Raw genomic sequence first — 17,963 nt, 5'->3', positions numbered from 1 at the left:
AGCGCCAGTTTTGCGAGCTACGGACTCTGCGTGGCACCATGAATCACGAACCCCGAATTTTTCCCTATGCCGCGCTATCACTGCCCTATTCCACTGCACATCGGCAATGAGCTGGACCTGCCTGCAGGTGCTGCCCGCCATGTGCAGGTGCTGCGCCATCAGCCCGGCGATGTCATCACCCTGTTTGAGGGCCAGACCGGCAACGGTTTTACCGGTGGCGAGTTTCAGGCCACCATCACCCACATGGGGCGCAGCGATGTTGGCGTGCGCGTGGACAGCCACAGCCCCGCCGAACGCGAAGCCGCACGTGCCGTGCATCTGGTGGTGGGCATGCCAGCCAACGAGCGCATGGACTGGCTGGTGGAAAAAGCCACCGAGCTGGGGGTGGCCAGCATCCAGCCCGTGATGGCGGCTCGCAGCGTGCTCAAGCTCAAGGGCGACCGCGCCGACAAGAAGATCGAACGCTGGCAGTCGATTGCCGTCTCGGCCTGCGAGCAATGCGGGCGCAACCAGGTACCCGTGATTCATGCCCCACTGTCGCTGGCCGACTGGCTGCGCAGCAAGCAGGCAGCAGCGGCCGATGCGGCGCGTCTGGTGCTGTCGCTGCGCGAAGGCAATCAGCCGCTGCGCGCCGCCGCCGGCGATGCCCAGGCAGTCTGGGTGCTGCATGGCCCCGAAGGGGGCCTGACCGCCCAGGAAGAAGACTGGGCCCTGGAGCAGGGCTGGAAACCTGCCAGCCTCGGCTCCCGCGTGCTGCGCGCTGAAACGGCATCGGTTGCCGCCCTATCCCTGCTGGCCCTGGAGTAAATCAATGAGCAGCTGTCACCTCTCTCTGGCCAAGCCCGAGTTCTATACGCAGAACTTTCGCGTGGAGGCCCCCGAGTCTCTGCCCGAGGCCGTGCTGACCCCCAGGCGCATGGGTCTCATCATCGTCAATGCAGCCGCAGAATCCTCTGCAACTCTGCTGAGCCGAGCGTTTACAGCTCCCGAAGAAGGAGCGCCTGCACTGCCTGTGGAGCGGGTGCTGGTGCCCGCCAGCTTCGGTCTGGTGCCGCACTGGGTGAAGTCGGCGTCTGACGGCCGCCTGCGCGCGCTCAAGCTGGTGAATGCAAAAATAGACAATCTGACCACGGGAACGGCGTTCCGCGATGCCTGGCTGGCAGGCCAGCGCTGCATCGTGCCGCTGCAGTCCTTTCAGGTCGACGACCTGCGCCCCGGCAAGCCCCTGCCCACACGCATCACCCGGGTGGACAACCAGCCCATGGGCGCCGCCGGTGTCTGGGCACGCTGGGTAGGCGAGGACGGAGAGGTCATCGTCAGCTATGCCCTCATCACCATCAATGCCAATGCCCATGCGCTGATGAATCGCTACGGCCAGCCCGGCAACGACAAGGCCATGCCGGCCATCCTCAACGAAGGCGCATACGACGCCTGGCTCAATGCCAGGGTCAACAAGGCCAAGGAATTTCTGCGCCCCTACCCGGCAGAAAAACTGCGTGCCAACCCCGTGGAAAAAGGCCGCAAGCAACCGCCACAGCAGTGGTAATCAGGAGGCTGGAAACTGCTGCTCCAGCCACTGCTCCAACCGCGCAAACACGGGAGCTGCCAGCTCGGGGCTCTCGTTGAAGATCTCGTGATAGGCCGCCTCGAAGCACTGGGCCTGCACCAAATCGCGTGGTGCCTGGGCGGCAAAGGCCGCACTGCCGGCCGGATTGACCAGCTTGTCCTGTCCGGCCCATAGCAGCAGCGTGGGCACGCACCAGGCCGGCGCCTTGGACAACACATGGCGGCCGGTCTCAGCCATATAGCGTGCCAGCCGGGCGCTGATGCGTCTGTGCTGCAGTGCATCGGCGTCATAGGCCTTTGCCACTTCGGGATCATGCGAGAGATGCGCGGATTGCACTCCATTGGCCACGCGCAAATTGGGCAGCAGCCTGGGCAGGCTCGCTACCAGCACCTTCTGCACTCCCGACAGATGCAGGGCCAGCGCCGGAGAGGACAGCACCAGTCCATCCACATGGCGCAGGCCTGACGCGACAAAATCCGCCGCCACCAGTCCACCCAGACTGTGCCCCAGCAGCACCAGGGGCTGATGCTTGGGCATGGCTGCACGGGTAGCGTCCAGCACCACCGCCAGATCGTCAAGCAAGCGCATATCGCTGGTCAGGCCTCCCTGCGGCCCGCCCGACAGGCCGTGGCCGTACTGGTCATAGGCCCGCACCGCAAAGCCAAGCCCGTTGAGCCACTGCGCCAGTGCGGCATAGCGGCCGCTGTGCTCGCCCAGGCCATGCACCAGCAGCACCTGGGCACGGGGCTTGACGCCCGGCGCCAGCGGCCAGTCGCGCAGCGCAAGCTGGGTGGCGTCCGATGCGGCCATATGCAGCAGCCGGGGCGGATGGGTACTGGAATCGGTGGGCGTCATGCACGATCTCTTCAGGCTGGCAAGAGCTTGCAGGATGCAGCCGCCGCCAGCGCACGTCAACCGTGGCAGTCCCCGGTCCGGCCATGGCGACCGGTCATGGTGTTATCAAGGAAGAGAGCGCCGGAAGCTTTGGTGACCATCGCTAGCGGCAGTGCTCTCGATACTTGCATCAGGCCTGCGCAGCCTCGGTCTGATGACGGGCCATGGCGGCAATCACCTCGGCCACCGAAGCCGTGAGCTTCTTGGCATAGGGCACATGGAGGAACTCGTTGGGACCATGGGCATTGCTCTTGGGGCCCAGCACGCCGCAGACCATCATCTGCGCCTTGGGGAAGCCCTTGCTCAGCATGTTCATCAGCGGAATCGTGCCGCCCTGGCCGATATAGCCGCAACCGGCGCCGAAGTGGGCCCGGCTGGCGGCATTGAGCGCATTCTCGAACCAGCCGTCCATGCCCGGCGCATTCCAGCCGCTGGAGCTGGACAGGCCTTCCCAGGTCACCTTGGCCTCATAGGGCGCGTTGTCCTCCAGCAGGGCCTTCATCTCCTGCACGCAGGCTGCAGCATCGACCAGCGGCGGCAGGCGCAGGCTGAGCTTGAAGGCCGTATAGGGGCGCAGCACATTACCGGCATTTTGCAGATTGGGCATGCCCTCCACACCGGTCACGCTCAACGTGGGCTCCCAGGTGCGGCGCACCAGAGCCTGGACCGGATCGGTGGTCGTGGGCAGGGACACACGGGCCGAGCCGCCGCAGTCGTAATGCGCCCAGGGAAAGCGCGCATAGGCATCCTCGCCGAGGATCTCCGCCGTGGCGCGGATCTGTGCCATACGCTCGTCTGGCACCTCGCAGTGAAAGCTCTGCGGCAGCACGCGGCCGTTCTTGCAGTCTTCGAGACGATCCAGCACCTGGCGCATGATGCGAAAGGACGAGGGCACCACGCCCGAGGCATCGCCCGAGTGCACGCCCTCGGTAAGGATCTGCACCTTGAGCGTGCCGCTGGCCATGCCGCGCAGGCTGGTGGTCAGCCACAGCTGGTCGTAGTTGCCAGCACCGCTGTCCAGACAGATCACCAGCCCCACATCGCCCAGACGCGGGCGCAAGGCATCCACATAGGGAAGCAGATCGGCCGAGCCGCTTTCCTCGCAGGTCTCGATGATGGCCACGATGCGCGGATGGGGCACGTTCTGGCGCTTGAGTTCCTGAATCGCAGCCACGCTGGCATAGACCGCATAGCCGTCATCGGCTCCGCCACGGCCATAGAGCTTTCCGTCCTCGTACTTGGGTGTCCAGGGACCCAGATCGTTGCGCCAGCCTTCGAACTCGGGCTGCTTGTCAAGGTGGCCGTACATCAGCACCGTGGGGCTGGTCGAGGCCTTCTCGGCCGTGCCTTCCACCTCGAAGAAGATGAGCGGCGTGCGACCCGGTTGCTGAATCACTTCCAGCTTCAGCCCGGCCACCTTCTGCGCCTCCACCCAGGCCGCAGCGTTGCGCAGCACGGTGGCGATATGGCCTTGCTGCTCCCAATCGGGCGCAAACATGGGCGACTTGGCGGGGATGGTGATGTAGTTCGTCAGCTCGGGGACGATGCTCTGGTCCCACTGCTGGGTGATGTGCTGCAGCGCATCCTGGGGCTGCAGCAGATTGGCGGGAGTACGTGCGTTCATGGTCGGCTCCTTCTGTGACGGGGCGACGAGCCATGACAGGCCCGCGCCATGTCCATGATTGTGCGCCATTGCCGGTGGCTGCACCGCAGGCATTGGCATGGCAGTGCCGACGCCAACCTCCCCCATTGGGCTGCCAGCCCGGTCGGCCGGCACTCTATCGCTTCTGGGTCATTCACGCTGACGATGATCAGCGCACTGGCCAGCGCAGTGCCTGGTCGACAGCCGAGGCCCCTGCGCCAATTCATTCTGGCCAGGTCATCACTTCATATTTAATAGCCCATTGCGCTTGTCCACCAATAAATTCAATATCAATTGATATCAAATTCATTACAGATATAGCGCTACAAGCTATTTTTTCAATAGCAAATCATGCATGCTCGAAGTGAAACACCGCCGTCGTTGCCAGCAGATTGGGCAGGCTGCGCACCACCTGGCCGTTCTGCAGGCCGAAGGAGTCGCGAATGCGCAAGCGGTTCTTGGTAGCCAGCACTTCAAAGTCCTTGTAGGTACCCACGCGGATATTCGGCGTGTCATACCACTGATAGGGCAGACGGCGCGTGACCGGCATGCGCCCGCGCAGCACGGACAGACGGTTTTGCCAGTGCGCGAAATTGGGGAAGGCAACCACGCCCTGCTTGCCGATACGAGCCGTCTCCCGCAGCATCACCTCGGCATTGCGCAGATGCTGCAGCGTGTCGATCTGCAGCACCACGTCAAAGCTGTTGTCGCCGAAGATGGCCAGGCCGTCCTCCAGATTGAGCTGGAGCACGTTCACGCCGCGGCGCGTACAGGCCAGCACATTGGCGTCGTCCAGTTCCACGCCATAGCCCGTGCAGCCGCGCTCGCGCACCAGATGCTCGAGCAACGCGCCGTCGCCACAACCCAGGTCCAGCACGCGCGCGCCCTGCGGCACCAGCTGGGCAATGGCTTTCATGGTGGTCAACTCGGTCATGCGGCGTCTCCTGCGCGTTCGGTGGTCTTCAGTTCTTTGGCAATGCCCTCGAAATAGGAGCGCATGACGCTCATATAGCGCGGGTCGTCGAGCAAAAACGCGTCATGACCATGGGGTGCGTCGATCTCGGCATAGCTGACGTCGCGGTTGTTCTCCAGCAGCGACTTGACGATCTCACGGCTGCGCGCCGGCGCAAAGCGCCAGTCCGTCGTGAAGCTCACCAGCAGGAAGTGGGCCTTGGCCACGGCCAGTGCCCGGGTCAGATCGCCGTCATGGGAACGCGCCGGATCGAAATAGTCCAGCGCTCGCGTGATGAGCAGATAGGTGTTGGCATCGAAGTAGCCGCTGAACTTCTCGCCCTGGTAGCGCAGATAGCTCTCGATCTGGAACTCCACATCCTGGGTGCTGTACTTGAGCTTCAGCCCGTCGCGCAGCTGACGGCCGAACTTCTGGTTCATCACGTCATCGCTCAGATAGGTGATGTGACCGACCATGCGCGCGATGCGTAGGCCGCGCGCGGGCACCACGCCATGCTCGTAGAAATGACCGCCGTTGAAATCCGGGTCGGTGACGATGGCGCGACGCGCCACCTCGTTGAAGGCAATGTTCTCGGCGTTCAGATTGGGCGCGCTGGCCACCACCACGGCATGGCGCATGCGCTCGGGATAGCGCAGCGACCAGGACAGGGCCTGCATGCCGCCCAGGCTGCCGCCCAGCACGGCGGCCAGTGTCTGAATCCCCAGCCGGTCCAGCAGACGCGCCTGCGCATCCACCCAGTCTTCCACCGTCACCACGGGGAAATCCGCGCCATAAGGCTTGCCCGTGGCCGGGTTGGTGTGCATGGGGCCAGTAGAGCCGAAGCAGGAGCCCAGATTGTTGATGCCGATGACAAAGAACTTGTCGGTATCGACAGGCTTGCCCGGGCCGATCATGTTGTCCCACCAGCCCTCGCTCTTGGGCTGGCCCTCGTAGCTGCCGGCTACATGGTGGGAGGCATTGAGCGCATGACAGACCACGATGGCATTGCTCTTGTCGGCATTGAGCTGGCCATAGGTCTCGAAGGCAAGGTCGTAATCGGCGATGGAGCCACCGCTTTGCAGGGGCAGCGGCTCATCAAAATGCATGAACTGAGGTGTCGCGATGAAGGACATATGAAAAAACCCGGCATCGCTAAAAACGAGGCCGGGTCAGTGTACTGTCACTTCGCGGACGGGTCTTTAGCTGGATTTATAAAGCGCCCGCAAGCTTTGGCAAATCGGCGCGTGAAAAGTGCAGTGTACTGCATTCGCTGAGCCTGCCCGAGGGCTGCAGATGTCACAACACCGCACCCCCTATCGGGCCAGCGCAGAAAGCTACATCTCCTGTAGCGTCATACCTTGGTCAGAAGCGCAGCGATACCCAGGACCAGGAAGATCACCGCGCACACCCGGTGAATCGTCTTGATGGGCAGCTTCTTGGTGATCTTCTCGCCAAACCACACCACCGGCGCATTGGCCAGCATCATGCCCAGCGTGGTGCCGGCCACCACCCAGTAGTAGGCCAGCGGGTACTTGGCGGCCAGGCCCACCGTGGCCAGCTGGGTCTTGTCACCCATCTCGGCCAGGAAGAACAGCAGCAGCGTGGTGCCAAAGACACCCCAGCGCCCTGCACTATCGCCGGTGTCGTCATCGTCGAGCTTGTCGGGAATCAGCATCCAGCCTGCCATGAGGATGAATGAAACCCCCAGTATCCAGCGCAGCACATCGGGACCGAGCACCGTGGTGATCCAGTTGCCCACGGCACCGGCCAGGGCATGGTTGACCAGGGTCGCCACAAAAATGCCCGCAACGATGGGCAGGGGTTTGCGGAACTTGGCCGCCAGTACCAATGAGAGGAGTTGGGTCTTATCCCCCATCTCGGCCAGGGCGACGATGGAGGTGGATATGAGGAAAGCTTCCATGATGGGGAAAGACGGCCGGAGTTGCCAGAACGCATTGATCACGCACCGACTCCGGCCTATCTCTTCATAGGTTTTCTCGGTACGCAATCAATGGTCTCGGCCAGTCGCACTGCGCATTGCACGCTGTGCCGCATGCGCCATAGGTCACGAGGACCCAAGTCTGTTGACGCATGCATCCGGCAGCTGGCTGCCGAACGGCCTACTCCCCAAAGAAAGTAAGCCGTCATTCTATCTGTTTAACCCTGTAAGACAACTGCTTATTTGAATATTCAAAATTTTGTATTTCAGGGTAACTCCCATCAGGACAATGTTGTTACAAGCACGAAATTTGATCTTTTCGAAATACTACGGCTTCTCTTGTGATTCATAATGCATGAGTCTTTGTCTGGAAAGCAATTTCTGGGTGGGGGCAAGTGCGTTAGCGTCTCTAATGTTGTCATCCAAGGCTGACTCCCTAGGGCTCCATCGCGTTTTCAAGTTTTTTCAGGAGTCCAGCATGGGCAACAAGCTTTACGTAGGCAATCTGCCTTACTCTTTCCGCGACCAAGATCTGCAAGACAGCTTCAGCGAATTCGGCACTGTGAACAGCGCCAAGGTGATGATGGAGCGCGACACCGGCCGTTCCAAGGGCTTCGGCTTTGTGGAAATGGGCAGCGATGCCGAGGCGCAAGCCGCTATCCAGGGCCTGCACGGCCAAAACCGTGGCGGCCGTGACCTGGTCGTGAACGAAGCACGTCCCATGGAACCCCGTCCTCCCCGTTCCGGCGGCTTTGGCGGCGGTTTCGGTGGCGGCCGTGAAGGCGGTGGCGGCTTCGGCGGTGGCCGTGGTGACGGCGGCTTCGGCGGCGGCCGTGGCGATGGCGGCTACGGCCGTCGCAATAGCTACTAAGCAGTTATTGCCAATAACAAAAAAAGGATCTTCGGATCCTTTTTTTGTTGCTAAACGTTAGCAACGCGGTTTTCGAGCATTTATTTTTTTCCTTGTTCTCCGTCATAATTCCTTTCTCGGGGCATTTCCCGTTCACAAGCGAATAAGTGTTCAGGGTTTCTTCGCGCGTTTTTCCATGGGAATGCGGCGACCATCCTGAATTCAATCGCGCCATTGAAGCATTGAGGAGCTAGGAGTTATTAATGGGCAATAAGCTGTATGTCGGCAACCTTCCCTATGGTGTGCGCGACAACGATCTGGAGCAGGCGTTCGGCCAGTTTGGAGCCGTCGCAAGTGCGCGCGTCATGATGGAACGAGACACCGGCCGCTCCAAAGGCTTTGGTTTTGTGGAAATGGCCAGTGAGGCGGAAGCACAGGCAGCCATTCAAGGCATGAATGGCCAACCCCTGGGTGGCCGCAGCCTCGTCGTGAATGAAGCGCGTCCCATGGAACCCCGTCCTCCTCGCACTGGCGGTTATGGCGGTGGTTTCCGCAGTGAAGGCGGCTTTGGCGGCGGTAATCGCGATGGCGGTTATGGTGGTGGCCGTAATGAAGGCGGTGGCTATGGCCGCGGCGACGGTGGCGGCTACGGCGGTGGCGGCCGCGGTGAGGGCGGCTTCCGCAGCCCCTATGGCTCTGGTCCGCGTCACGGTGGCCGCGGCGGCTACGGTGGTGGCAATAACCACGGCGAATAAGCCTCTTTCACCTCTGTAAATAAAGGCACGCCATCGTGCCTTTATTTATTTGCCAAGGCATTCAAATGCATAGTCATTTTCAATGCCTCTGCACTTTCTCGCTCAATCCTTTTGGAGATGCCTGGGCTTTCTGGTTTTCCCCAGGGTCAATCTATCCCATAGATAAGCGGGCAATACCCGCATTACGCCGCCGACAACCCGCATCTGCCAAGGAATAATTGCATATCGGGCTTTGCGGTCGATGACGCGAACGGCACGCCTTGCGAATTCTTCGGGCGTCAGCAGAAAAGGCATGGAATACGGGTTATGCCGGGTCAACGGGGTGTCAACATAACCCGGCAATAAGCTGGTCACCGAGACACCGGTTTTTTGCAATTCCACGCGCAGACTTTCGCAATAGGCAATAGCAGCCGCCTTACTCGCCGAATATGCGGCATGGCCCGGCAATCCGCGAATACCAGCCACACTGCAAATACCCACCAGACGACCGCTGCCGCGCTTCACCATGGGGGCAATAAATGGCTGAAAGCTTGCAGCCAGCCCCATGGCATTGCTGGCCAGCACCTGCTGCATGACCTCGAGATCCTCGCGCAAGGAAGTGTCCACTCCCCAGCTGATGCCCGCGTTGGCAATCACGACATCGGGCAGGCCCTGGCGCTCCAGGCAGGCCTTCGCGGCACTGCAGATGCTGTCGATGTCCGTGACATCCGCGCCATAGACGGCGTAGCGGGATGCGTCCATGCGCCTGGACTGCGCCCATTGCTCCATGACTGCGGTGCGTCTTGCCACCAGGGCGATCGACCAGCCCTGCTGGTAATAGTGCCAGGCCAGGGCCTGGCCTATGCCACTGGAAGCACCGGTGATGTAGACGAGTCCCGCTCCATGTCCTGCCATGGCTTATGGCTTCTGGCTGGGCTGGATGACGCCCTTGACCCGTCCATGCATCTGCAAAATCTGATCAAGATGCCCGTACTGCATGCTGTCACCGGTAAATTTGTCGCTGCCACGGGTCATGACCACCGGCTTGTTGGTGCTGGCGCGCTCCTGATTGGGCCAGAGCTGCAGAAACTCGCTCTCCAGCTGCATGGCCGGCAAGGCCTTCTGGGTCGCAGTGGCAGGCACGGGCTCACGCGTGATGACGGCCTGCCCGAACATCTGGATTTCCGAGCCATCGCCATTGCTCAGGGCCCGGTTGGACCTGCCAATAGTCTTGCGCCCGTCCGGCGTGAAGCTCAGCATGCGTGCATCCTGGATTTCCAGCGTATCGGTATCAGGAAAATGTTCACCCGTCGTGCCATTCAGACGACTTTTGAGACGCCCCGACGCCTCGAAGTTCTTGATGACAAAGTCCTTGAGGAAATAGTCCGGATCGTGCCGTACGGCTCTCTCGGTGCCACTGGAAAGCGGCTTGGGGGCATTGCGCACCAGCCACCAGGTTCCCAATGCCAGCAGGCCCATGATGAGCACCGGCAGGTACATCGAGGCCTTATCGCCGACACGGCGCCATTGCCCGCTCATGAGCCATACCCCGCGAGCAGCGCGGCATAAGCGCCATTGGCGGCCAGCAGCAGATCGCAAAACTGCCGCACCGCACCCTCCCCGCCATGTCTGGCACTGACCCAGTCCGCCACATGCAATGCCTCGTCATGCGCATTGGCCGGGGCGCAGGCAAAGTGGCTGCGACGCATGACGGGCAGGTCGGGCCAGTCGTCCCCCATGGCGCCCGCCTGCTCCCAGTGCAGCCCCAATTCCGCCAGGATGGACTCGGCAGCAGGCACCTTGTCCTCGGTGCCAAAGCGTACGTGCTCGATACCCAGCTGCTTCAGGCGCAAACGCAGCGGTGCGGAGTCGCGCCCTGTAACCACGGCCGGCGTGATCCCGGCTTTTTGCAGCATTTTCAGGCCATGGCCATCCAGCGTGTGGAAACGCTTGAGGACTTCACCCTCGCCCGAGAAGTAAAGGCCGCCATCGGTCAGAACGCCGTCCACATCGAAGAAGACCACGCGGATTCCCTGGGCCTTGAGCAACAGCTGCGGATCCCATTGCTGGCTGGGTGTCATAGCAGGTCGGTTCATCAAATCACCTTGGCGCGCATCAGGTCGCGGATATGCACCACACCCTGCAGGTGCTGGCTGTCATCGGTTACCAGCACGGCGGTAACGCCATGCTCTTCCATCATGCGGGCCGCGGCCACCGCCAGCAGATCAGGCTTGATCGTCAGAGGCCTGGCGTGCATGACATCGCTGGCCAAACGGCTGCGCAGATCCACGCCGGCTTCCACGCAGCGGCGCAAGTCTCCGTCGGTGAAAATGCCCACCAGCTCACCACCGGCGTTGACCACAGCAGAGCAGCCCAGGCCCTTGGCGCTCATCTCGCGCATCAGCTCCACACTGCTCACATCCTGGGCCACCTGGGGCACATCTGCACCGCGGCGCATCACGTCGCGTACATGGGTCAGCAGGCGCCGACCCAACGCTCCACCGGGATGCGAGCGCGCAAAATCCTCTGCGCCAAAGCCCCTGGCATCGAGCAAGGCCACGGCCAGCGCGTCTCCCATGGCCAGTTGGGCAGTCGTGCTCGCAGTGGGTGCCAGATTCAAAGGACAGGCTTCCTTGTCGACACGGGTATCCAGCACCCAGTCCGCATGCTTGGCCAGTGTCGAGCTCAGCCCGCCGGTCACGGCCACCAGCGGAACGCCCATGCGCTTGATGGCGGGCAACACGCCGGTCAGCTCGTCGGTCTCGCCGCTATTGGACAAGGCCAGCACCAGATCATCCTGCGTCAGCATGCCCAGGTCGCCATGGCTGGCCTCCGCAGGGTGAACGAAAAAGGCGGGAGTCCCTGTGGACGCCAGGGTTGCGGCCACCTTGCGGCCCACATGCCCGCTTTTGCCCATGCCCATGACCACCACCCGGCCCGGCAGCTGCAAAATGCGCTGCACCACGGCCGTGAACGCCTCATTGAGGCGCTCGGACATGGAACGCAGGGCGGTGGCCTCGATATCCAGGGCCTCGCGGGCCAGGTTCAAGGCTCGCGGTGCGTCGATCAGACGTGAATTGGCAGCATCAGAATTCATGCCCGGATTTTAGCCAGCCCCTGCCTGACGGGCAGCGGGCAACACCCCTTTGGCCCGCATTTCAGGCCTGAGCCCATACACTGACGAGCATTCAAAGAACTCGGGCTAGCCATGCAAACCTCCACCAGCGTCAACGACTATCTGCGCGACCATATTCGCACCGTGCCGGACTGGCCTGCGCCGGGCGTGCAGTTCCGCGACATCACGCCCCTGCTGCAGGACCCCAAGGTCTTTCGCGTCATGACTGACGCCTTTGTGCACCGTTACATGGATCCCAAGCTTCGTCCCGACGTGGTCGCAGGTCTGGATGCCCGCGGGTTCATTCTGGGCGCAGTGATCGCACACGAGCTCAATATCGGCTTTGTGCCCATCCGCAAAAAAGGCAAGCTGCCCTTCACCACGGTCGAAGAAACCTATGAACTCGAATACGGTAGCGCCACAGTGGAACTGCATACCGATGCCGTCAAATCGGGAGACCGCGTGCTGCTGATTGACGATCTGATCGCCACCGGCGGCACCATGATGGCCGGCAAGAAGCTGCTGGAAAAGCTGGGGGCGACGGTGGTGGAAGGCGCGGCGATTGTGGACCTGCCGGAACTGGGCGGCTCCAAGCATCTCAAGGACAGCGGCCTGCCGCTATTCACCCTGGTGGATTTCGCCGGACACTGACCGAGCTCAGCGCAGCTCCCCATACTGCGTCGCACCCAGAGAGCCCAGGCCGGAGACGGCAAATTCACCACCTTCCTCGTGGCCTGAGCCAGGACCCAGCAAGGGTGCCTGGCGGGAGTGGCGCGCGCTTGGCGCAGAGGAGGCAGCGGCCATGGCCACTGCCTGCTTGAAAGCATCCATCTCCTGCGCGTCAATGGGCTCGAAGGAGCGGCCCGCTTGTACCGCAGCGGCAAGCGGCGCCTGGCGCGGCGCGGTCATTGTTGGGGCAAAGCCGTCAAACTGCGTCTGCGCAAAGTCTGGGGTAGCAGCGGCTTGCAGCTGCCCATTCACGCGCCAGTAGACGGCGTGAACCCCGGCATCCATGCGGGTTCTGGCGAGCTCTGCAATCAAGGCCTCGATACGTCTTTGTTGCGAGGCATCTGCCGCATAGGCAGGTGCCAGGTCCACCATCACGACAAAGCGCTGGCCGACGTTGTCCAACGAGAGCACCTTGAACTTGTACCCGGCAGAGAGAATGCCGACCCTGACCATGGCTTCGCGCACGATGACGTACAGCTGCTCGCGCCTAGCGGAGCGCTCACGGCGCTGCGACTGACGCGCCCCCGGATCATCCTCGTGGCGCGATGCTGGCGTGCCAGCGTCTTGGCGAGGCGCGCGAGAAAACCATCGAAACAGGGACATGAGCACACTCGATCAGACTGTATTTACAATAGGACACATTCTGCCTCTTGGTCTGAAGCAGCTCGTGACATTGGCTGAAATATTAGCCTTTGTCCGACGTGGATCAAGCGCCCAACCCGCGCCAGATACAAAAAAATCTTCGCTCAGGTGCTCGCCACCCGGCGGCGACTGTCCCCTGCACGGCGGGCCAGTACCTGACCTGCCATGGTCAGCAGCGCCAGGGCCAGCGCAGGCTGACGATTGGCTATTTCCGAATAACGCAGCGCTGTCAGACACCATAGACGGCTGGGCGCTGCGGCCTGCACCGTGGCCTTGCGTGGTCTATGGGCGAAGAAGGCGCCCTCCCCCACAATCGCCCCCGGCCCCACCAAGGCCAGACGGATTCTTTCCTTCGAATCCTGGTAATGCACGCTCAGCGAGCCGTATTCCACCATGTACAGATTGCGGTCCAGCGCCCCTTCGGCAAACAACACTTCGCTGGCCGCCAGGTTGATCGGCTGCAGATACGACGCCAACAACTCCCATTGCGCGGCACTGAGCACGTTTTGGGCGGTATCGGTGGCAACCGAGGTTGTCATCGCCTGGACCAGCGCCGACAAATCCTGAGGTGTGGAAGCGAACATAAGCAGTGAGTAGAACGCGAACGCCGCATGCCATCCGGGTGGACAACTCCGGATTCACATCCCGGCCGCTCAGGGCAAAAGAAATTCGTAGCGCGCCATGGTTCACCATCAACGCAGGCTGAATGCTAAGCGACTCCGACAGTCCCGCCAATCACTTGCGCCGCTGAGTTACTTTTGCACACTCCAGATGTCTGCATTCTGATCTGCTCCAACAGAAAAGGATCGACTAGTCGATCCTTTTTTGATAGCTGATACCGCCCTAACCATATAGGTTAGCGCCCTATTTCAATCAAATCAGCCGTTGGCGCGCTTTTCCAGGATCTCGAAGGCGGGCAGCTTCTTGCCTTCCAGCACTTCCAGGAACGCACCGCCGCCGGTGGAGATGTAGCCCACGTCCTTTTCAATGCCGTACTTGGCAATGGCGGCCAGGGTGTCGCCACCGCCGGCAATGCTGAAGGCAGGGGACTCGGCAATCGCCTGGGCGATGACCTTGGTGCCGTTGGCAAACTGGTCGAACTCGAACACGCCCACGGGGCCGTTCCAGACGATGGTGCCGGCCTTCTTGAGCTGCTCGGCCAGCAGCGCTGCAGTTTCCGGACCGATGTCCAGAATCATGTCGTCATCCGCCACTTCGGAGGCTTTCTTGACGGTGGCCACGGCGTCGGCAGCAAAGGTCTTGGCGGTGACCACATCGGTGGGCACGGGCACATTGGCGCCACGGGCAGCCATGGAGTCGATCACTGCCTTGGCATCGGCCACCAGATCAGGTTCGGCCAGCGACTTGCCGATCTTCAGGCCCGCAGCCAGCATGAAGGTGTTGGCAATGCCGCCGCCCACGATGAGCTGATCCACCTTGTCGGCCAAGCTCTTGAGGATGGTCAGCTTGGTGGACACCTTGGAGCCGGCGACGATGGCGGCCAGGGGGCGTGCAGGCGCGGCCAGAGCCTTGTTCAGCGCATCGATCTCGGCCGACAGCAGCGGGCCGGCGCAGGCAATGGGAGCGTATTCGGCGATGCCGTAGGTCGTGCCTTCGGCGCGGTGAGCGGTGCCGAAGGCATCGTTCACAAAGATGTCGCAGAGCTTGGCCAGCTTCTGGGCCAGCTCGGGCTTGTTCTTCTTCTCGCCCACATTGACACGGCAGTTCTCCAGCAGCACGACCTGGCCGGGCGCAATCTGCACGCCGTCCACCCAGTTGGCCACCAGGGGCACATCGCGGCCCAGCAGCTCGGACAGACGCTTGGCCACGGGAGCCAGCGAATCCTGAGGCTTGAATTCACCTTCGGTGGGGCGGCCCAGGTGGCTGGTGACCATCACTGCAGCGCCAGCCTTCAGCGCCATCTCGATGGCCGGCACGGAAGCGCGCACACGCGTGTCTTCGGTGATTTCACCAGCGTCGTTCAGCGGCACATTCAGGTCGGCACGGATAAAAACACGTTGACCCTGGGCCTTGCCCTGAGCGCACAGATCGGAGAAGCGGATGATGTTCATGCAGCAAAAAAGCGACTCCGAAAGTCGCCCATACAAAGGTTGGAAAACAAAAAATCTGTCTGCATTTTAGGTCGTTCACCCTTTGCAGCCATCGTTTTTACCTGCTTACTCGACTCAAAAACAGGAGCATCTTGCGCACGCTGTAACTGGGTTTCAGACCTTTTCAGCGGAAGCTCATATGAAAACAGGAGCACTCAGCTCCTGTTTTCTCTGGCCCTGGGGCTACCAGCCCATGCCGATATGCAGCGGCAGGTAGATCGCCATGCCCAGTGCGATGGTTCCGAGAATACTGCGCTTGTAAAAAAAATACACCACAGAAGCGGCCAGCGCAGGCAGTCGCGCATCGGCCAGGCTGCCTATCAGCTGACCATTGCTCATGACGATCTCGGGCGCAATCACTGCAGCCAAGGCCGCCAGCGGCGCGTATTTGAGCCCGCGCTTGAGCCAGTTGGGTAGCGGCAGCTCACGCTCGGGAATCATGAAGAAGGCACGCGTGATCAGCGTGATGAGGGCCAGGCCGATACAGGCGACGATGACCCAGAAACTGCTCATCATGACCGCTCCTCCTCATTCTTTGCCACCGACAGCTGGCCGGCCTGCTTTTGCAGCTGCTCGGCCATCAGGCCTGCAGCCACAGCGGCGGCAATCGCCACGAGAATGTTGAGCTTGAGTGGCAGCGCAAAAGCCGCCACGGCGGCCGTGCAGGCCACGATGGACGCCACCCAGGTCGCGCGATCCTTGAGCATGGACAGCAGCACGCCCAACAGTGCCAGCACGCCGGCAAAGCCCAGACCCCAGGACAGGGGAATCTGGTCGGCCAGAAAAATACCCAGCGTGGACGGGATCTGCCAAGCCAGCCAGTTGGTCAGCGCTGCGCCCCAGAAATAGGGCAACTGCTCGGCCTGCGGCTTGGCCTCGGGGTAGCGGCGCATGAAGTTCACGAAAATCACATCGCCGCTGAAATAGGCGACCGCCAGGCGGTGACGCAGACTCAGATGGGCGAAATAGCTGCGCCACATGCTGGACAGGATCACGAAACGCAGGTTCACGCAGATGGCGGTGAACCAGACCACCCACAGCGGCGCCCCCACGGCCATCAGCGGCAGCACGGCCAGCTGGGCGCTGCCCGCATAGACGCTCAGGCCCATGAACAGCGCCAGAGGCACGGAAAGACCGCTCTTGACCATGGCCACACCGGTCACCAGGCCCCAAGCGGCGATGCCCAGGGCTGTACCTCCCATTTCTTTGGAGCCGACCCAGAAAAACGGATCCCTGACTATCGATTTCGCACGCTGACCCAGCGTGATCGCCATATCCGTCATACCTCGCCAGCGCCCTCTCCCAACTGCGCCCCAGCCGGGAGCTCGAAACCGCGCAGGAAATCACCAGCGGCCAGGCGCTTGCCACCCGCGCGCTGCAACAGCGTCATATTGAGCACGCCACTGCCGCAGGCCACGCGCACCCCCTGAGCATCAGCCGACAGCACCATGCCGGGTGCACCGGAGCCTTCCTCGGCCCTGGCCTCCCAGACCTTGATGGCTTCGCCGCCCAGGCTGGTGGCGCCGCCTGGGAAGGGGTTGAAGGCACGCAGGCGGCGCGCAATGACATCGGCGCTTTCGCTCCAGTCGATCAGGCTCTCCGACTTCTCGATCTTGTGGGCATAGGTCACGCCAGCGGCAGGCTGGGGCGTGCGCGGCAGGCCGCCGCAGGCCGCCATTTCCAGTGCTTCCACGATCAGGCGACCACCCAGCGTAGCCAGCTTGTCGTGCAGGCTGGCCGTGGTGTCGTGCGCAGCTATCGGCAGACGCTCGATCACGCACATATCGCCGGTATCCAGACCGGCATCCATCTGCATGATGGTGACGCCGGTCTCGGCATCCCCTGCCTCGATGGCACGATGAATCGGCGCTGCACCGCGCCAGCGCGGCAGCAGGCTGGCATGGATGTTCAGGCAGCCCAGGCGCGGTGTATCGAGCACCCATTGCGGCAGGATCAGTCCATAGGCCGCCACCACCATCACATCGGCCTGAGCGGCCTCGATCGCGGCCTTGGCGGCAGCGGCGTCTTCGGGATATTTGCCGTCCAAACGCAGACTCAACGGCTGAGCTACGGTAATGCCATGCTCCAAAGCGCACTGCTTGACGGGAGAGGCTTGCAGCTTCATGCCGCGCCCGGCGGGACGGTCCGGCTGGGTCAGCACCAGCGGAACTTCAAAACCTGCAGCCAGCAGACTCTCCAGGGCCACGCGCGCAAATTCGGGCGTACCGGCAAAAATGACTTTCATGGAACTCACAAATTAAAAAGGCAGCCGCCGGCTGCCAGATCTTCAACGGTGCGGCTCTCTGAGGTACATGCTCTCATCGGTGAACATGACCTTCTGCACCACACCTTGCGGGTCTATGTGCACATGGGCACGCCGACCAAAGGTATTGTCCAGAAAACGGTAGGTCCAGATGTCGCCTTTGAAGCTGTAGACCCCCTCGACTATGGCGGGCGGGCCGAACATGCGATAGACATCGTCGCGGGTGTCCACGCCATTACGCAGCGCAAAAAAGTGCGCCGTATCCAGCACCTGGTCCACGCGCACCAGCTTGCGCTGGGCATCGAAATCCATGTGATAGACCTGCTGGCCGGCCGGCTGCTGGCTGTAGACCAGACGCTGACCGCCGTCGGGCAAGGCCACGACCAGAGTGGGCTTGCCCATGCCTTTTTCCACCTCGGCCTGCGGCATGCCGGGCTTTTGCCACTGGGGCACCATGCAGCCCGCCAGCCCCACTGCCAGCAGACTTGCAGTCAACAGTGTTTGCAGGCGGGGCAGGGACATGGA

Annotated in this window: 21 protein-coding genes; 5 read left to right on the top strand and 16 right to left on the bottom strand. The window is 61.9% G+C overall.

The features are described from left to right. The first annotated feature begins 66 nt into the window (after window positions 1-66). Together F3J24_RS14920 and F3J24_RS14915 are read left to right on the top strand one after the other, a co-directional pair. Entirely contained in the window at window positions 67-807 is a 741-nt protein-coding gene (locus F3J24_RS14920) for a 16S rRNA (uracil(1498)-N(3))-methyltransferase (RefSeq protein ID WP_167007801.1), read from the top strand. Between the two features lie 4 nt (window positions 808-811). Further along, a complete protein-coding gene (locus tag F3J24_RS14915) occupies window positions 812-1,546 on the top strand; it encodes an SOS response-associated peptidase (RefSeq protein WP_167007798.1) in 735 nt (244 codons plus the stop codon). Here F3J24_RS14915 and F3J24_RS14910 read toward each other — a convergent pair whose 3' ends face one another. The 5 genes from F3J24_RS14910 to F3J24_RS14890 form a co-directional block, all read right to left on the bottom strand. Next, a complete protein-coding gene (locus F3J24_RS14910) occupies window positions 1,547-2,422 on the bottom strand; it encodes an alpha/beta hydrolase (RefSeq protein WP_167007794.1) in 876 nt (291 codons plus the stop codon). Window positions 2,423-2,591: 169 nt separating this feature from the next. Next, a complete protein-coding gene (locus F3J24_RS14905; RefSeq protein ID WP_167007790.1) occupies window positions 2,592-4,085 on the bottom strand; it encodes a M20 family metallopeptidase in 1,494 nt (497 codons plus the stop codon). A gap of 367 nt (window positions 4,086-4,452) precedes the next feature. Next, complete coding sequence (metW, locus tag F3J24_RS14900) at window positions 4,453-5,037, bottom strand: methionine biosynthesis protein MetW (RefSeq protein ID WP_043004586.1); 585 nt, start codon at window positions 5,035-5,037, stop codon at window positions 4,453-4,455. Then, window positions 5,034-6,188, bottom strand: coding sequence for a homoserine O-acetyltransferase (locus tag F3J24_RS14895; protein ID WP_167007787.1), 1,155 nt, complete (start codon window positions 6,186-6,188; stop codon window positions 5,034-5,036). Before F3J24_RS14895 ends, metW begins: the two co-directional genes overlap by 4 nt. A 218-nt stretch (window positions 6,189-6,406) precedes the next feature. Next, window positions 6,407-6,976, bottom strand: coding sequence for a TMEM165/GDT1 family protein (locus F3J24_RS14890; RefSeq protein WP_167007785.1), 570 nt, complete (start codon window positions 6,974-6,976; stop codon window positions 6,407-6,409). A 496-nt stretch (window positions 6,977-7,472) separates the two neighbouring features. Here F3J24_RS14890 and F3J24_RS14885 point away from each other — a divergent pair, with 496 nt between their 5' ends. After that, complete coding sequence (locus F3J24_RS14885) at window positions 7,473-7,865, top strand: RNA-binding protein (RefSeq protein WP_003072279.1); 393 nt, start codon at window positions 7,473-7,475, stop codon at window positions 7,863-7,865. A gap of 242 nt (window positions 7,866-8,107) precedes the next feature. Further along, window positions 8,108-8,599 carry an RNA-binding protein gene (locus tag F3J24_RS14880; protein WP_167007782.1) on the top strand — a complete coding sequence of 164 codons (492 nt, stop codon included), beginning with the start codon at window positions 8,108-8,110 and terminating at the stop codon, window positions 8,597-8,599. 102 nt (window positions 8,600-8,701) lie between these two features. On the opposite strand, the gene F3J24_RS14875 is transcribed toward F3J24_RS14880, so the two are convergent. Genes F3J24_RS14875 through F3J24_RS14860 form a run of 4 tightly spaced genes read right to left on the bottom strand, consistent with a single transcriptional unit; the run spans window position 8,702 to window position 11,675 of the window. Continuing rightward, window positions 8,702-9,493, bottom strand: coding sequence for an SDR family oxidoreductase (locus tag F3J24_RS14875; RefSeq protein WP_167007779.1), 792 nt, complete (start codon window positions 9,491-9,493; stop codon window positions 8,702-8,704). A gap of 3 nt (window positions 9,494-9,496) precedes the next feature. After that, entirely contained in the window at window positions 9,497-10,117 is a 621-nt protein-coding gene (lptC, locus tag F3J24_RS14870; RefSeq protein ID WP_167007776.1) for an LPS export ABC transporter periplasmic protein LptC, read from the bottom strand. Next, entirely contained in the window at window positions 10,114-10,674 is a 561-nt protein-coding gene (locus tag F3J24_RS14865; RefSeq protein WP_167007773.1) for an HAD family hydrolase, read from the bottom strand. Before F3J24_RS14865 ends, lptC begins: the two co-directional genes overlap by 4 nt. Next, window positions 10,674-11,675, bottom strand: a complete 1,002-nt coding sequence (locus F3J24_RS14860) for an SIS domain-containing protein (RefSeq protein ID WP_167007770.1) — start codon at window positions 11,673-11,675, stop codon at window positions 10,674-10,676. Before F3J24_RS14860 ends, F3J24_RS14865 begins: the two co-directional genes overlap by 1 nt. A gap of 111 nt (window positions 11,676-11,786) precedes the next feature. On the opposite strand from F3J24_RS14860, the gene F3J24_RS14855 reads away from it, so the two are divergent. Then, a complete protein-coding gene (locus F3J24_RS14855) occupies window positions 11,787-12,344 on the top strand; it encodes an adenine phosphoribosyltransferase (protein WP_003060181.1) in 558 nt (185 codons plus the stop codon). 6 nt (window positions 12,345-12,350) lie between these two features. On the opposite strand, the gene F3J24_RS14850 is transcribed toward F3J24_RS14855, so the two are convergent. From F3J24_RS14850 to F3J24_RS14820, 7 genes are all read right to left on the bottom strand, one after another. After that, window positions 12,351-13,025, bottom strand: a complete 675-nt coding sequence (locus tag F3J24_RS14850; RefSeq protein WP_167007767.1) for a hypothetical protein — start codon at window positions 13,023-13,025, stop codon at window positions 12,351-12,353. A 143-nt stretch (window positions 13,026-13,168) separates the two neighbouring features. Next, entirely contained in the window at window positions 13,169-13,648 is a 480-nt protein-coding gene (locus F3J24_RS14845) for a Crp/Fnr family transcriptional regulator (protein ID WP_167007764.1), read from the bottom strand. 294 nt (window positions 13,649-13,942) lie between these two features. Then, window positions 13,943-15,136 carry a phosphoglycerate kinase gene (locus tag F3J24_RS14840; RefSeq protein ID WP_167007761.1) on the bottom strand — a complete coding sequence of 398 codons (1,194 nt, stop codon included), beginning with the start codon at window positions 15,134-15,136 and terminating at the stop codon, window positions 13,943-13,945. A gap of 222 nt (window positions 15,137-15,358) precedes the next feature. Then, entirely contained in the window at window positions 15,359-15,691 is a 333-nt protein-coding gene (locus tag F3J24_RS14835) for an AzlD domain-containing protein (protein WP_003060173.1), read from the bottom strand. After that, window positions 15,688-16,458, bottom strand: a complete 771-nt coding sequence (locus F3J24_RS14830) for an AzlC family ABC transporter permease (RefSeq protein ID WP_167007758.1) — start codon at window positions 16,456-16,458, stop codon at window positions 15,688-15,690. The genes F3J24_RS14835 and F3J24_RS14830 overlap by 4 nt, the downstream gene beginning before the upstream one ends. Beyond that, window positions 16,455-17,420, bottom strand: a complete 966-nt coding sequence (gene fmt / locus F3J24_RS14825) for a methionyl-tRNA formyltransferase (protein ID WP_167007755.1) — start codon at window positions 17,418-17,420, stop codon at window positions 16,455-16,457. The genes F3J24_RS14830 and fmt overlap by 4 nt, the downstream gene beginning before the upstream one ends. Window positions 17,421-17,462: 42 nt before the next feature. Beyond that, window positions 17,463-17,960 (bottom strand): hypothetical protein, encoded by a 498-nt coding sequence (locus F3J24_RS14820; RefSeq protein WP_167007752.1) that lies wholly within the window; start codon window positions 17,958-17,960, stop codon window positions 17,463-17,465. Window positions 17,961-17,963 lie beyond the last annotated feature (3 nt).

The sequence above is a fragment of the Comamonas sp. Tr-654 genome (assembly GCF_011752915.1).
GTDB lineage: Bacteria > Pseudomonadota > Gammaproteobacteria > Burkholderiales > Burkholderiaceae_C > Comamonas.
Note: the sequence above shows the minus strand (reverse complement) of the source record. Positions and strands in the feature narration are given on the sequence as shown.